Genomic DNA, 14,567 nt, shown 5'->3' with positions numbered 1-14,567 from the left:
TTCTGATTACGTTACGTCCTTATTGTAGCGAAAGATCCCGGACAAACGTATGTCAGCAAGGAAGAAGTTTATAGCACAATGTCATTTTTGAGATGACGGACACGGTATTCTTTTGGAGAACAACCTTTCACCTTCTTGAACATCCGCGAAAAGAGTAGGGGGTCCTGATAGCCGACGGAACGCGAGATCTCACCAATAGTACAGAAGGTTTCTGTCAGAAGCTCGCATGCTTTAGCGACACGGTAATTCAATAAATACTGCTGTGGTGGCATACCAATGGTCCGTTTGAACAAGGAAGATAAATATTTGCGATCCAGCTTGAGAGAAGAAGACAGCATTTCCACCGAAATGTTCTCACAATAATGTGTATGCAAAAAGTGCAGACTTTGCTCGACGTAAATACTCTTTTGACGCGGTAAAGGAAGTACATCCGGAATAGCTGGCACCGCTTGTAGCAAGAGGGAGAAAAAATCATACATAATCGCTTTTAGCGGCAGGTCAAGACAATCTGAAGTGTCGGCTGCTTCTGTCAGGCGTTCGTAGAGATTAGGCATAAGCTGTTCATCCATCGGGAAGATTGGCTGCTCAGGCGACAAGGAGGTTTTGGATAAAATATAAGATACCTGTTCTCCGGTAAAGGCTACCCAGGAATAGATCCAGGGATTAGTCAGGTCCGCTACATAAGAAGTAACGATATGAGGGTAAGTAAGAAAAGCTTGTCCCGCTTGCAGGATATGGGTCTGTTCACCCACAGATACCTTTCCAGTTCCCTCATGAATGAAATGTATTTTGTAAACGTCACGAACCCCGGGTCCGAAAAAATGCCCAGGCAGACACTGCTCCTGCCCCCAGTAATGGAGATGCAGATCGGGATTACCTCTGAAGGGTCGCTCAGAATTATAATTAAATATCGCCATGAATGCTTCAGTCTCTTTCTTTTATAGAGTTAACTTAAGGGTGATTGTGCCCACTTTCTTTTATTATACAGCATATTTTAGTGGGAACATTACTTGGAATGGTTTGCGAATTCTGTGATAGAAGTTTATCCCAGCTCAGTTTGGTTAAGTAAGCTATGAAGCTGAACGTATGAGCTAACTTTGATCACTAGGAGGTAATGGAGATGAATAAGAGAATAGTGGGTGTCTTTGCTGCCGAATATGAAGCTTCGAGGGTTATTGAAGAGTTGAAACGTCAAGGCTGCAGAACAGAGGACATATCGATTATCGCGAGAAATTCAGAGAGTGCGGATACGATTAGAGATGAATCAGGGACCCAAGCGCCGGAAGGAATAGCTACTGGTGCAGCTACGGGTGGTCTGCTGGGTGGATTAACTGGGCTCTTGATGGGGATAGGCGCTTTGGCTATTCCAGGCATCGGGCCGATCATTGCAGCCGGACCGCTTGCGGCAACACTTGCTGGAGCGGCAATAGGTGCAGGCAGCGGTGGATTAGTAGGCGGCCTTATTGGACTTGGCATTCCTGAAGAGGAAGCCAAGCGTTACGATAACTACGTGGATGAAGGCCATATTCTTGTAATGGTGGATGTAGAGGGCGAGCAGAAAGAGGAAGAAGTGAAGCGGATCTTTGTACAGCATAATAGTCTGAATGGGGATCGTTTTGAGGATATTGCGAATATGAATACAGCTGAGAATCGAAATTATGATGGTAGTGTAAAGGAAAGCGATGCGCTCCGGGCAGCTGATCAACAAGAGGCGAGAAATCTAGCTCAAGCTACCGGAACTATGGATGCCATGGATACCTTAGCAAGTGAGCGCATTAGAAATAAATAAGAAATGAATAACTTTTAGTAAAAAACAGACTATTTCACTAGCCACGGGTGAGCTGCTGAGATAGCCTGTTTTTTGTGATTTTATAAAGAGTCAGGTCATATATTTGTTTTTTTTAACCCAGAGGTGCTGATCCTTCGCTTTAGCATTAATTGCTTCAAGGCGTCAGCGTTTACGAGGATAGTTCCGGCAATGATGGTGAATACACCGAGGATCGTAACCCAATTCACAGCTTCATTATAAAAGAAAAAGCCAACCCCTACGGCAATCGGTGGAGATATATATAGCCAGGTAGAAGGAAACACAGGATTTGTCTTAGCGACAAGCCAGTAGAACAATGAATGACCGACCATCGAGCCGATTACGATCAGATAGAGCAGTGAACCTGCTGTCTCGAAAGAAAGCAGAAACTCAGGATGCACATTTTCGGTGGCTAAGGAAAGAATGAATAATAACACTCCGCCATACATCATTTGGGCTGCATTTAGTGCGATGGGAGAGACCTCAGGCATACTGTTGATTACTTTTTTAGAATAAATTGCGCCTACCGCGTAACAGCACTCCCCAATAAGGACAGCTGCGCAGCCGATGAGCCATAAAGGTGAAATATCAACGACAAGATTAGGAAGAACGAGCAGCAGTACGCCAGTCAACCCGATGATACAACCATATAGGGAGATGGTGGGTGCTTTTTGCCGAAGAATAGAAGTTTGGAGCAACAGAATCATGATCGGACCAGTGGCAGAGAGTACAGCTGCTAACCCAGAAGATACATATTGTTCGGCCCAGTAGAGACCTGCAAAGGTGCCAAAGGTTAACGCAGATCCGGTGAAGAGCATTTCTTTACGCAGGAGCAGGGAGAAGCTAGCCTTTCGTTTCCAGACCATCCATAGAAATAGAACAGCACCTGCCACAAAAAAGCGTAAGCCTGCTGAAAAGAAGGGCGGCGCACCAGCATCCACACCGATTTTGATAGCTAGAAAGGTCGTGCCGAAGATCAGACATACAAGTGCATAAGCGAATAAGATCATTTTGAAAGTCCCCTTTAGTGTGTGTATATAGCGATCCTTGAACCAGTCCGTTAATCATATAGGGGAGAACATAGAACAGATGATGTTGAATAGAACAGATGACTTTAGAAATCGTGTACAATACTGTAAATAGGAGTTGTTCGGAGAGGAGTTGCAGTGAAGTGAAAAAGTCAGCGAGCGTGGAGCATAATCATCCCTTATTTCGGCAGGTATATGAATTTTTAGTGAATCGCATGGAGCGAGGGGAGTGGGGGGCACATGATAAGCTTCCTTCTATACGGCTGCTGGCGGAGGAATTAAAGGTACATCGACTGACAGTATTCAAAGCGTATAGAATGCTGACAGAGGATGGGAAAGTTTATGTAAAAGATAAATCGGGTTATTACGTATCGCCTGTTAGCTTGGTTCCTATTGTAGAAAAAGGCGCAGCAGTCACTGCCTATGCGCTCACTAATCCTCTTTCGGATATACAGAGAATGCCTGCTAAGTATCAGTTCTCACAGGCGCTGATTGATCCAGGTCTTTTGCCAAATCTTTTTCTATCCGACTATGTCAAAAAAGTGTTCGATTTATATCCCAAGGTCATGGGGACGTACTCTTCGGTTCAGGGAGATGAGGAGTTACGGGAGACGCTAAGTCGTCATTTTCGTAAGAAGCATCGGTTACAGTTATCCTCGGAAGAGCTGCTTATTACTTCAGGTGCACAGCAGGCGATCAATCTGATATCACGAATTGTGCTCGGGCCTATGGACACGGTGCTGGTGGAGCGACCGACCTACAGTGTGGCCATGGATATTTTTCGCCGGGAGGGGGCAAGGCTGATTCCGGTGGAGATCACTCCGATGGGCTATGACTTGGAGGAAGTTGAAGCTCTGATGAAAAAGCATAGACCGCGCATGTTCTATATCAATCCGACTCATCATAATCCAACTGGATATACGGTGCCAGCGCAGCAACGTAAACTGTTGGTCGAGCTTGCCGAGCGTTATCGCTGTCTGTTAGTCGAAGATGATCCGTTCCGCGATATGTATTTTGAAGAGGAGCCCCCGCCGCCCTTTTTTGCTTACGATACCGAAGGTTGGGTGATCTATATTAGCAGCTTCAGTAAATATGTAGCCCCAGGCTTACGGATCTGTACGGTGGCTTGTCGTTATCCGTTTATGGAGCGCTTGATCACGGCCAAATCACTCGCGGACAATGGTACTCCGCTGCTTAACCAGAAGATATTCCTACATTACTACACGTCATCACGTTTGCAACAGCATCTCGGTAAGCTGCGCATTGCACTTCAGGTGCATAAGGAGATTGTAGAGGAGGAGCTGGCTGGGACCGGGTGGGAGTGGACGCCTCCGCAAGGGGGGCTAAATCTGTGGGTGAAGCTGCCGGATCATCTCTCGGTGGAGCGATTGTTTGCCGCAAGTATGGCGCAGTCGATTGCTTTTGTGCCAGGAGAGCTGTTCGATCCGCTGGGGGAAATGAAGTCGAGCATTCGAATAAGCTACTCTTTTGCAAGCGAAGGGGTGCTACGTGATGGGATTCAGCGGTTGATTGCAATTGCGCGGGGGGTATGAGTAAATTCAGAAGAGATGAGAGACTAGTGAAGTCTAATTCGGACGGAATGGATTAGACTTGTATAACTTGTTTGGGAATTGTTGTAACACTTTCCACGTTTGCTCCGTCTGTAAGATAAAGAAGGAGGTCATTAAGGTGCGAAAGGGTAATCTGCGAAATCCAGTGCTGATCATTCTAAGTATAACGTTAATATTTATGGCCTTGCTGACGGTGCGCCCCTCTGTTACTTATGCGTGTTCCTGTGTTGTACCTGCGGAACCACTTGAGGCGCTTGAATCAAGTTCAGCCGTCTTTACTGGGAAAGTAGTGGGCATAAAGGAGCCGAAGGGGACTATAATCTCATCTGCGGATCCAGTAAAAGTAACCTTTGAAGTCGATTCCAGCTGGAAAGGGGTCGAGGGGAATAAAGTAACATTGACCACTGCTTTATCGTCTGCCAGCTGTGGGTTTGAATTCGTGGAAGGGGAAAGTTATATCGTCTATGCGTATGCTAATGACGAAGATGACTCTGGTAAATTAGAGGCCAGTTTATGCAGTCGAACGAAGCTGCTTGCTTTGGCATCGGAGGACCTGAAGGAGCTTGGATCTAGTATATCGGCAGGAACACCTACAGCTTCTCCGAAGGCAACATCGAATCCTTCGCCGAAATCTGCAGATGGGAATAATGAGTCGACGGATGTGGCGGGGAAACCAACTGCGGAGAGCGATTCCGTTCCACTTGTTAATGTAGGAATCAGTGGAGTCATTATCGTTTTGATAGCGATAGCTGGCGCTGTGTTCTACCGTCGTAGAGATGGTGGATCGCGTAAGAGATAAAATGATGGTCTGATGAAGCGGTCGCCCGGGAAATATTCGGGCGGCCGCTTATTTATTTGAGCTGATCTTAATGAGATCAATAATTAGGGAATTCCTCCCTGTGATTTATCTTGTTTTAATCGATATCATCAATATTCAGGGAATTCCTCCCTGTTATTCAGCAGAAATTGCCCATTTGGCAATAATCCGCTCATTTATAGGGAGAATTTCCGCAAAAAGTTCAATTTTCACTTATAAAGTCCGAATTAGAGGGAGGATTTCCCTATAAATATTTCAAGGAGGCTAGAATCTGTGAAGCCAGCTGAAGTTAGGTAATGAAGGTGATGTAAGGTGCTGCAGGTAATCAAGGTGAAGAGGGGGAATTTCATACCGCAAGCTTACGTTACACCCACCCGAACAACCGAGCGAGTTGTGCGACTGCAAAGGTTACTCCTATGGCGATACCGAGCGGAATGACTGCTGAGAGAACAGCCCACTTCATGCTTTTCGTCTCCTTATAGATGTTCACGAGCGTAGTGCCGCAAGGATAGTGGAGCAGGGAGAACAGCATCATGTTAAGCGCAGTCAGCCAAGTCCAGCCATGTGATAAAAAGACATCTTTGATGCTGCCCAAGCTGTCGATATCGACCATAGCGCCTGAGGACATATAGCCCATAAGCAGAATAGGCAGTACGATTTCATTCGCGGGAAGTCCGAGAATAAAGGCCATAATGATAAAGCCATCCATGCCGAGCATGTGTGCAAAAGGATCAAAGAAGGCAGCCATATGATTCAGGACAGAATCTCCACCAATAAACAGGTTGCCAAGAATCCAAGTGATAATACCGGCAGGGGCAGCAACAACGATAGCCCGAGTAAGTACGTTAAGCGACTTATCTTTAGAAGAAATAAGTATGGTCTTCCAAATTTGCGGCCGGCGATAGGGCGGGAGCTCCAGTGTGTAGTGTGTTGGAACACCGCGTAGCGCAGTTTTCGACATGACCCAGGAAACCGTCAGGGTAACGATGATACCGATTAGCACCATCCCCATAAGTACAGAGGCGGTGGTGAGGGTACGGAGTGCGCCTGTCGTAGCCGCTCCTGCCATGAATAAGGAAGACAATAGAATCAATGTCGGCCAACGGCCGTTACATGGAACGAAATTGTTAGTTAAAATCGCGAGCATCCGTTCACGCGGCGATTCGATGATTCGTGTGGAGAGGATCGCGGCGGCATTACAGCCGAAACCCATAGACATGGTCAAAGCTTGCTTGCCGTGACCACCTGATTTTTTGAACAACCGGTCCATGTTAAAAGCAACCCTCGGCAGATACCCGAAATTCTCAAGCAGTGCAAACACTGGAAAAAATATCATCATTGGTGGCAGCATGACACTGATAACCCATGAGGTTCCTCGATATAATCCAAGCACAAGTACACCGTGTAGCCAAGCGGGGGCATGAATCGCCGCAAATCCGGCCGTCAGATAACCTTCAATGAAGCCGAAGAAAGAAGCAAGCCAGCTTGAAGGATAGTTGGCGCCGGCAATCGTAATCCAGAACACGATACCGAGGATGGCGAGCATAATGGGGAATCCCCATATTTTTGAAGTTACGATATTATCCAGCTTATAAGTGCTGTTCAGCTTCTTCTTATCCCTATAGGTGACTGCATCCCCGCAGATGCCTGCGGATACGCCATAGATACCACTGACAATCTCATCCCGTATCGCTCCGCCGTCAGCGAGCTTTTTTGCTGTGGACAGCAAGGAATCTAGAGGATCTAATCCCTTAGTGATAGGCGGTGACTCCATGACCGATGACCTCCTTTGCTTCAGGCAATTCTTTATTTTTCATATTCTCCTTAAGCGAAGTTAGCAAGCTGTCGTCACCATCCAATAAGCGCAGTGCAATCCAGCGTGCTGGATATTTGCTGCCAATGGTTTGCTCTACCAGAGGTGTAAGCTCTGCGATCCCTCGTTCAATCTCTTCGTTATAAGTAATAACCAGCGGCTGTGCGGTGAAAGTGCCGGTAGCCACTCGCTCCACCTGATCCAATAACGCTTCAATACCGATTTTATTGCGAGCCGATATCGCTACAACTGGCACGCCGAGACGTTTGGAAATACGTTTCAGATTAATGTCGATACCGAGTTTACGGGCTTCATCGATGAGGTTGATGCAGACTACAGCCCGCCCGGTAATCTCCAGCACTTGCAAGGCAAGGTTGAGATTTCGTTCTAGCGAGGTAGCATCAAGCACGACTAGTGTCACATCTGGCTGTTCAAAAATAATATAATCTCTAGCCGCTTCTTCATCTGCAGAATTCGAGTATAGGGAATAGGTACCAGGAAGATCTACTGCAAGATACGTATGGTCTTTATGCTTAAACTCGCCTTCAGCAGTAATGACGGTTTTACCTGCCCAGTTTCCTGTATGCTGGCGCATGCCGGTCAGCAGGTTGAAAAGCGTGCTTTTTCCAGTGTTAGGATTGCCTGCAAAAGCGACAGTGAAATGACTCATGCTTCTACACCTCCGATGACTTCTCCAAATATTAAAGAGCTTTCTTCTCTACGTAATGCAATGGTCGTATTGCTTACCCGAAAAGCTATAGGATCTCCTAAAGGACTACGGCGCAACACCTCAACGGCATTACCGACTACAAACCCGAGATCCAGTAATCTTCTTCTAAGCACACCCTGAACTTCAATGCCGCTGATGCGCAACATACTGCCTTTAGCCGCTTCTGATAATGGAATACTAGTTCCCGACATAAGAACCCCCTTCTTTCAGTTATTGTATATTTGTATTTTTATGGTTATTATTTTGTGCAATGGAATTTTTCTTGTGGACTGACACAATATTAGTATATGTGAACAACTTTGTCCCTGCAACAAGAATGTTTCCCTAAGGCAAAATTAATTTAGACGCAGAAAAGCCCCTAACGGAAAGAAGGCTTGCGCTCTCCAGCCGAGGGGCTAAGATTGAGTCTACTCATAGGCTTGTCTTTAATTGGAATAGTCTAATCCAAGGTTTTATTAGTCGTGAAGTTACGTCCAGCTGCCAAAATCAAGCGTGCGTCCGGTCTCCACCAAGGTTTTAATATTACTTAGAACCTGCCACCAAGCGCTGATGCTGCCAGCATACGAAGGATCATCAGGATGCCATTCATCGTGGATAAGCGTGAGCTTAGTAGTTCCACCCACCGGTTCAAGCAGCCAAGATATACGCGATTCATATCTTTCTAGTCCCTTATGATAGGAAGGGCCGACCTTATGCGTGAAACGCAGTGCTTTTTGCGGAGTAAACTCCAGCAGCGTTCCATACACATGTAATGTTTCATCTCCATCTAATCCAGGACCTACATATTCCAGTAATTCGCCTTCTTTAAAAGTTGAATGGATTACACTCCCGTAATAAATCTGTTTGGTACCTTCCGGAGAGATCAGAGTGTCCCATACCTGCTCAGGTGTGCCGCCAATATAAAATTCATAGTGAAGTTCCTTCATTCGTTATTCCTCCTTGGTTTGTAGCCTCATTTATTCCCATAGACTTATTTACACTATACAAAAGGATCACTGACAACTACGGTCAGTGATCCCAAGAAAATGATCTTAAACTTTATAATAAGCTGCTAGATCGGTAGCGATAGAGAAAAGTTTTTGTTTCAGAGCCAGAGGCTCTAGAATTCGTAGCGTTGTTCCATAAGGCAATAAGAAATATGGCATATAAGTCAGCAAAGAAGGTTCGTCCACTTGAAAGCGGGCTTGTCCTTCCATGCGCTGTACCAGTGAATATCCGAACAACCAGTGGCTGCATAGATCGTTTAAGATTCCCTCGTCAGATGCGATGACTACTGTAACTAGTTTCTCTTCAGTATTACGTGTAGGCAGTAAGCTCTTTAACAAAAAATCACGTGCAGAGAAGTCAGCAGGACGAGTAAAGACAGCCTCTGTACGGTGTAGTTCAGTTATTCTATCGACTCGAAAGCTACGAATCTCTTGTCTCTGATGGCAATAAGCAACGGTGTACCATTGCCCTTTCCACAGTACAAGCCCATAAGGATCAATGGCGCGGGAGGAGGTTGTCTCTCCATTTCCTTTGCGATATTCCATTTGAAGGGTATGTCCATTAGCCGTCCCTAATTCTAGCTCTTGCAGTAGATGGGGAAGCGGAACGGTAGGGGAGTGGATAGTCTCAATCCCACTTTCATGGCGCTCCATTTGTTCTAATTGCTGTGCATTGCTGTACCGTTTCAGTTTGGAAATAGCTTGATTTAGCGCTTCTACATAAGGATATCCGGTTCCTCGGGCAAAGGAGGCCGCTTGCAGAAGGGAACGTTGTTCATCGGTGTCAAAGAATAACGGAGCCTCGAAAAAATGCTCCGGAAGGCTATACCCTCCACCAGGTCCGCTATCCGCGATAATTGGAACGCCACTGATACATAGTGCGTCAATGTACCGGTAAACGGAGCGGACACTGATCTCTAACGTTTCCGCGAGTTCCCCGGCCGTTCTTCCCCGCTGCTTGAGCATCCAGAGAATGGATAACATGTGGTCAGCCTTAGACATGTATGCGGAACCTCCTTGCTAGGTTTATTGAATAATATAGCAAGTGTAACGTGTAAGCACGGTTCCGCCAACACAAAGAGAAGTATCTATACCATTATTTTTTTAAGACTATGAATGTACCGGGATCGTGCAATAAAGAAATAGAGAGTTTGCACAGCAAGGAATGTACCGGATGTCATTAGCACGGGAAGCGTGACATCGGTGATATTCATTTGCTTCAGGATGGGCCGAATCACGACAAGGGTCTGAATGGTGGCAATCACAATCGGAATATTAAAGAGCACAGAGATCTGTTTGGTAGCAGAAGCTGACATTTCTTTAGTGCTTAAACCGATTTTGGATAAAGCGGTGTACATTTGCTTATCAGTGTTTAGCTCGGTATGAAGCTTAAAAAAAAGAAAGCTGGCCGATGAGAGCGAGAAGATCAGTGCGATAAAGATGCCAATAAAACTAAATATGGCTGTTCCCTGTTTGGTTGATAAATAGCTGTCCGCTCGTGCTGTTAGTAAGCCGTTGTATTGATGATTATTAGCACTGTTGGATACGTTACTCCACTTGATAAGTTCTCTGGTGATCACAGCTTCAGGGGAGTTATCCTCAGGCGTAGGGCCATCCCATGCAGGGATTTTATATAGATATCGTACATAGGGCCTTGTGTATTCCGCTGCTGAAGAAAACTTATCATAAAAACCGTCATCTACGATTAAGAGTGAGCTTGCCATGGGGTCCATTGGATGTATCTTTGGCGTTCGAAATTCTTTTAGCAGCAGCTCTTCATCTTTCTGATTTTTCAAAAGAATCGTTCGATTCACAGCGTAATTCTGTGTCTCTATATGAGGGCTTAGCATTAATACAGCTTCTTTCTCAGATAGGGGTCCCACCTCGGGCACATTCATTTGCGGAGCCAATTGATTGAACTCTGATCGGGAGATGATATCAAGGTTAAGGAGGGTTTCTTTATCGATTCCTTGAATGGAAGCGGAGATTAGATCAACCTTATTCTCTGTATATTCGACTTTAGCATTCAGTAATTTATTGTGAATCGGTTCTAAGTCTGGCGCTTTTCCCTTCGGATTATAGCTCGAATAGTTTATAGCGAATGGTGTTTTTTTATAGTGCTCTGTATTCGCTTGATTAATGGACAAAAGAAATCCAGCAGCCATGCAAGCAATCGAAGTGACTACTGTAACAAGGAACAGCATTCTTGCATTGTCTTTGATCTTGTAGCTCATCTCAGAAATCCACAGCAGATTGGTCCCACGCCAAAGTCGTTTACGACGCAGCTTAAGTAGGCGTATCCCTAGTACGGATAACTGAGAGTAGAAAAAGTAGGTTCCGGCAATACCTGTGACAGCAGCAACCAATAGTGAGCTCGGAGATAATTGCTTACGAATCGCGAGAGCTCCAGCAGTCAACAGCAGAAATCCGAACAGCGAGAACAACCAGGAGACACGGGGTTCTTTTTTAGGTTTAACATTTCCCTTAAGTAATTCAAGGACTTGATGCTTGCGAATAAACAATAATGTGAAGATCGAAATGACCAGAAATAATGAAATGAATGAGATAGAGGTCATCACTAACGCCTTCATTGGCCAATAAAATGGTAGAGGGTCCATGCCCATAATGGTCGTACTCAGCAGCAAGAATAGCTTGGATAAAAGCATTCCGAAAGACATACCTGTGACGATAGAGAGCAGTCCGATAAGCATATTTTCGATAAGAATCAGCTTGTTGATCTGGCCTGGACGTGCACCTAAGATCATCAGTAGGCCGAACTCCAAATTACGCATTTTCAGGAAAGCACTAATCGAGTATAGGACAAAAAAGAAAGCAAAGATAAACACAATATAAGAAGCGATTTGCATGCCGGCGGCTGAATTCAGGCCTAGCTTGATGTTCGTAACCCCAGGATGGTAAATAAACACGGAATATGAAAAAAAGATCATGACCATAAAAGCACTGCTTAAGAAAAAAGCAAAATAAGCCCGCGAATTACGCCGCACATTGTTAAACGCGAATTGAGGAAAGTTCATGACTATTCCCTCCCCAAAATGAAAGTGTGTCGATGATTTTTTGGAAGAAGGTTTGACGGTTATCTCCACGATGAATTTCTGCCGCTAGTTTTCCGTCTTTTATAAAGACGATTCGGTTGCAGTAGCTCGCTGCCAGTGGATCATGCGTTACAAGCATTATCGTCGTGCCCTCTTTATGATTAATATTCTCCAGCGATTCCATCACCGTACGTGAAGAATTAGAGTCAAGCGCACCTGTAGGCTCGTCTGCCAATATAATTGAAGGAGAGGTGATGATTGCCCGGGCAATTGCGGTCCGCTGACGTTGGCCACCCGAAATTTCATAGGTGCGTTTGCTCAGAATATCGGTAATGTTTAAGCGTTCTGCGACTCTTTGCAGCAAAATCTCCATCTGCGAGAGTTTACGATTGTCCAGCGTTAGGGGCAGTACAATATTCTCAGCAACGGTTAATGTCTCAAGCAGGTTAAAATCCTGAAACACAAAGCCTAGTTGTTTGCGGCGAAAGTGTGCGAGCTCTTTTTTATTCAAAAGATAAGGGTTGCTGCCATTGATATTCACCTCACCAGAGGAGGGCTGGTCGATCGTGGAAACCATGTTTAGCAGTGTTGTTTTACCGCTACCGGAGGGGCCCATGATGCCTACAAATTCACCTTTTTCAATATTGAGATGGATATCGGTGAGAGCTTGGGTCGCTATTTTCCCGGGGTATACCTTATGAAGTCCTTTGACCTCTAAAACATTCATATCATCCATTCCTTCCGTTGCAAAATTGAGTTTCTCATCCCTCACGAAGCGGGGACGGGTTATGTATATAATGTATAAAATTGAGCGATAAGCTGCTATGGATTTACCTTAACGTTATCTTACAACGTGCTTAAGGTTATGTTCGTACTGGACTGGGATGAACAGATATGCAAAGAAGAAGAACCTCAAAGCCATGATTGCTGACTACGAAGTCCTCTCGTTCTTATCTCTATAGATGATTGCTATTGCTGAATATGAGTCGCACACGGGTTCCTTCTCCGAGTTGAGATTGAATTTCCACCTTATGTTCAAGCCTGCTGCAAATCTCCCTTACGAGGTACAGACCCATACCTGTCGATTCATGATAATGGCGTCCACGATCCCCCGTAAAGTAGGGATTAAACACACGCTTTAGATCTTCAGGAGAAATGCCGATGCCTTGATCGGTAATATCCAGAACCGTGTCGGTGCCCACACGCTGGGCTGAGAGGGTAACAGTTTTAGCAGTATTGGATGCGGGGGTATAATTCACGGCATTGGTTAAGATTTGTGTCAGCATAAACATCAACCATTTGGCATCGCTATATACTGCTAGATTGGCATCCACCTGTACATCTACTTGTATACCTCTGCGTATGAATAGTCTGCGATTCTCGGCTACCGCCTCACTAACTATTTTGCGCAGAAGTAACGGTTCAACCTGAAAGTCATTTTCAAATCGGTCAAGCCTTGCCGTGTAAATAACCATCTCCAGCCCCCCGCGCAGACGTTCTAATTCCTCCTGAATACTTGCGGCGGTTTCCTCTTCAAGATCCTTTAGCGTGAGCTGAATGACAGAGAGTGGAGTCTTCATCTGATGAACCCAGCGATTCATGAATACGATATGCTGATTCATCTGGCGGATATGCCCATTTACCTGCTCCTGATACTGACGGTCAATAAGCTGCAATAGCTCATGAATTGCTTCTGACAGAGGCGTATCCCCTAAGGATACGGGATGATTTTGGAGTGAGTCCATAGGATCGCTTAGTGCTGCATACAATTTCCGGTGCTGAACATATCGGTAGCCTAAAAATAGTAAAAGAACTACGGTGCTAAGAGCGATTCCATAGAGCATGATAGAGATCGGTCGGTTCTCACCAGACAGCCAATACAGCAAGGGAATAAGCAACATTTGAAGCAGATAGAACAGGATTAGCGGAATCTGGTCTTTCCAAAATAGCCTCATGGCATATCCTTAGTGACATTAAGCCGATACCCAGCGCCTCTTACAGTTTCCACAATATCGCCAAGACCAAGATCCTTGAGTTTTTTGCGGACACGGGTTATGTACACATTTAATGTATTGTCATCTATAAAATGCTGATCCTTCCACATGAGATCAAGTAGACGCTCCCGGTTAACGACGCGTCCTTCTTTTAGCAATAAGGCCTCCAGCAGAACGGATTCTTTTTGAGTCAGCTCGCTAGTATGTCCGTCGTATTGGATGACATAACGTTCAGGATAGAGAATTAAGCCTCCAGACTGGAGCTTATGCTCTTCCTGGGTCTGTGAGTAAGATCCGTATACTCTGCGGATGTGGCTACGGATTTTGGCAAGCACAACCTCATAGTGAAAAGGTTTGGTGATATAATCATCCCCGCCATTCTCTAGCGCCATCACCTGATCCATTCCACTGTCCCGTGCAGAGATGAATAGAATAGGGCAGAGAGAGAGCGAACGAATCTGGCGGCACCAGTAAAATCCATCGTATTTTGGCAGATTGACGTCCAGCAGAACAACGTCCGGATGAGTGTCATTAAAAATCTCCAGTACCCTGTTGAAATCCTCTATTATCACCGTACGAAATTCATATTTAGATAGATACGTGCTTAAAAGGCTCGCGAGTTTAGCATCGTCCTCTATGATTAGAATCGTTTCCATATATTCACTCCTTTGTTCAGTTATACAGTACCATGGACAAGGAAAAATATGCAAAAGTGAGTCAAGCCTAGCCTTCCGGCAGCCCCAACCCCAACCCCAACCCCAACCCCAA

At 45.4% G+C, this 14,567-nt stretch carries 14 protein-coding genes; 3 read left to right on the top strand and 11 right to left on the bottom strand.

The window, feature by feature from the left end:
* Nucleotides 1-68: 68 nt before the first annotated feature.
* The gene (locus tag CA600_RS20045; RefSeq protein ID WP_094872345.1) at nt 69-917 is read right to left on the bottom strand and encodes an AraC family ligand binding domain-containing protein; all 849 of its coding nucleotides are present in this window, start codon (nt 915-917) and stop codon (nt 69-71) included.
* A gap of 203 nt (nt 918-1,120) precedes the next feature.
* Between CA600_RS20045 and CA600_RS20040 the strand changes: the two genes are divergently transcribed.
* The gene (locus tag CA600_RS20040) at nt 1,121-1,789 is read left to right on the top strand and encodes a general stress protein (protein ID WP_094872343.1); all 669 of its coding nucleotides are present in this window, start codon (nt 1,121-1,123) and stop codon (nt 1,787-1,789) included.
* 95 nt (nt 1,790-1,884) lie between these two features.
* Here CA600_RS20040 and CA600_RS20035 read toward each other — a convergent pair whose 3' ends face one another.
* Nucleotides 1,885-2,817 carry a DMT family transporter gene (locus CA600_RS20035; protein WP_094872342.1) on the bottom strand — a complete coding sequence of 311 codons (933 nt, stop codon included), beginning with the start codon at nt 2,815-2,817 and terminating at the stop codon, nt 1,885-1,887.
* Nucleotides 2,818-2,978: 161 nt separating this feature from the next.
* On the opposite strand from CA600_RS20035, the gene CA600_RS20030 reads away from it, so the two are divergent.
* On the top strand, nt 2,979-4,388 hold the full coding sequence (locus CA600_RS20030; protein ID WP_256989928.1) for an aminotransferase-like domain-containing protein: 1,410 nt from the start codon (nt 2,979-2,981) through the stop codon (nt 4,386-4,388).
* A gap of 136 nt (nt 4,389-4,524) precedes the next feature.
* The gene (locus CA600_RS20025; protein ID WP_094872339.1) at nt 4,525-5,205 is read left to right on the top strand and encodes a hypothetical protein; all 681 of its coding nucleotides are present in this window, start codon (nt 4,525-4,527) and stop codon (nt 5,203-5,205) included.
* Nucleotides 5,206-5,587: 382 nt separating this feature from the next.
* Here the strand turns inward: CA600_RS20025 and CA600_RS20020 are convergent, their stop codons facing one another.
* The 9 genes from CA600_RS20020 to CA600_RS19980 form a co-directional block, all read right to left on the bottom strand.
* The gene (locus tag CA600_RS20020) at nt 5,588-6,997 is read right to left on the bottom strand and encodes a nucleoside recognition domain-containing protein (protein ID WP_094872337.1); all 1,410 of its coding nucleotides are present in this window, start codon (nt 6,995-6,997) and stop codon (nt 5,588-5,590) included.
* The gene (locus CA600_RS20015; protein ID WP_094872336.1) at nt 6,975-7,706 is read right to left on the bottom strand and encodes a FeoB small GTPase domain-containing protein; all 732 of its coding nucleotides are present in this window, start codon (nt 7,704-7,706) and stop codon (nt 6,975-6,977) included. The genes CA600_RS20020 and CA600_RS20015 overlap by 23 nt, the downstream gene beginning before the upstream one ends.
* The gene (locus tag CA600_RS20010) at nt 7,703-7,957 is read right to left on the bottom strand and encodes a FeoA family protein (RefSeq protein ID WP_060621666.1); all 255 of its coding nucleotides are present in this window, start codon (nt 7,955-7,957) and stop codon (nt 7,703-7,705) included. The genes CA600_RS20015 and CA600_RS20010 overlap by 4 nt, the downstream gene beginning before the upstream one ends.
* A gap of 276 nt (nt 7,958-8,233) precedes the next feature.
* Entirely contained in the window at nt 8,234-8,692 is a 459-nt protein-coding gene (locus tag CA600_RS20005) for an SRPBCC domain-containing protein (RefSeq protein WP_094872334.1), read from the bottom strand.
* Between the two features lie 105 nt (nt 8,693-8,797).
* The gene (locus CA600_RS20000) at nt 8,798-9,754 is read right to left on the bottom strand and encodes a helix-turn-helix transcriptional regulator (protein ID WP_094872333.1); all 957 of its coding nucleotides are present in this window, start codon (nt 9,752-9,754) and stop codon (nt 8,798-8,800) included.
* An 86-nt stretch (nt 9,755-9,840) separates the two neighbouring features.
* Nucleotides 9,841-11,787, bottom strand: coding sequence for an FtsX-like permease family protein (locus tag CA600_RS19995; RefSeq protein WP_094872331.1), 1,947 nt, complete (start codon nt 11,785-11,787; stop codon nt 9,841-9,843).
* Complete coding sequence (locus tag CA600_RS19990; RefSeq protein ID WP_094872330.1) at nt 11,762-12,532, bottom strand: ABC transporter ATP-binding protein; 771 nt, start codon at nt 12,530-12,532, stop codon at nt 11,762-11,764. Before CA600_RS19990 ends, CA600_RS19995 begins: the two co-directional genes overlap by 26 nt.
* A 229-nt stretch (nt 12,533-12,761) precedes the next feature.
* Nucleotides 12,762-13,760: a sensor histidine kinase gene (locus CA600_RS19985; RefSeq protein ID WP_094872329.1), complete on the bottom strand. Its 999-nt coding sequence runs from the start codon at nt 13,758-13,760 to the stop codon at nt 12,762-12,764.
* A complete protein-coding gene (locus tag CA600_RS19980) occupies nt 13,757-14,455 on the bottom strand; it encodes a response regulator transcription factor (protein ID WP_094872327.1) in 699 nt (232 codons plus the stop codon). Before CA600_RS19980 ends, CA600_RS19985 begins: the two co-directional genes overlap by 4 nt.
* Nucleotides 14,456-14,567 lie beyond the last annotated feature (112 nt).

It is taken from the genome of Paenibacillus sp. VTT E-133280 (genome assembly GCF_002264385.1).
Classification (GTDB): Bacteria; Bacillota; Bacilli; order Paenibacillales; family Paenibacillaceae; genus Paenibacillus_AQ; species Paenibacillus_AQ nitricinens.
The sequence above is the reverse complement of the archived record's forward strand: the minus strand, read 5'-3'. Positions and strand labels throughout refer to the sequence as shown.

Excerpts from the sequence above, each read along its gene's own strand:
- CA600_RS20045 (WP_094872345.1), bottom strand. The coding sequence starts at position 917 with ATGGCGATATTTAATTATAATTCTGAGCGACCCTTCAGAGGTAATCCC.
- CA600_RS20040 (WP_094872343.1), top strand. The coding sequence starts at position 1,121 with ATGAATAAGAGAATAGTGGGTGTCTTTGCTGCCGAATATGAAGCTTCG.
- CA600_RS20035 (WP_094872342.1), bottom strand. The coding sequence starts at position 2,817 with ATGATCTTATTCGCTTATGCACTTGTATGTCTGATCTTCGGCACGACC.
- CA600_RS20020 (WP_094872337.1), bottom strand. The coding sequence starts at position 6,997 with ATGGAGTCACCGCCTATCACTAAGGGATTAGATCCTCTAGATTCCTTG.
- CA600_RS20015 (WP_094872336.1), bottom strand. The coding sequence starts at position 7,706 with ATGAGTCATTTCACTGTCGCTTTTGCAGGCAATCCTAACACTGGAAAA.
- CA600_RS20010 (WP_060621666.1), bottom strand. The coding sequence starts at position 7,957 with ATGTCGGGAACTAGTATTCCATTATCAGAAGCGGCTAAAGGCAGTATG.
- CA600_RS20005 (WP_094872334.1), bottom strand. The coding sequence starts at position 8,692 with ATGAAGGAACTTCACTATGAATTTTATATTGGCGGCACACCTGAGCAG.
- CA600_RS20000 (WP_094872333.1), bottom strand. The coding sequence starts at position 9,754 with ATGTCTAAGGCTGACCACATGTTATCCATTCTCTGGATGCTCAAGCAG.
- CA600_RS19995 (WP_094872331.1), bottom strand. The coding sequence starts at position 11,787 with ATGAACTTTCCTCAATTCGCGTTTAACAATGTGCGGCGTAATTCGCGG.
- CA600_RS19990 (WP_094872330.1), bottom strand. The coding sequence starts at position 12,532 with ATGAATGTTTTAGAGGTCAAAGGACTTCATAAGGTATACCCCGGGAAA.
- CA600_RS19985 (WP_094872329.1), bottom strand. The coding sequence starts at position 13,760 with ATGAGGCTATTTTGGAAAGACCAGATTCCGCTAATCCTGTTCTATCTG.
- CA600_RS19980 (WP_094872327.1), bottom strand. The coding sequence starts at position 14,455 with ATGGAAACGATTCTAATCATAGAGGACGATGCTAAACTCGCGAGCCTT.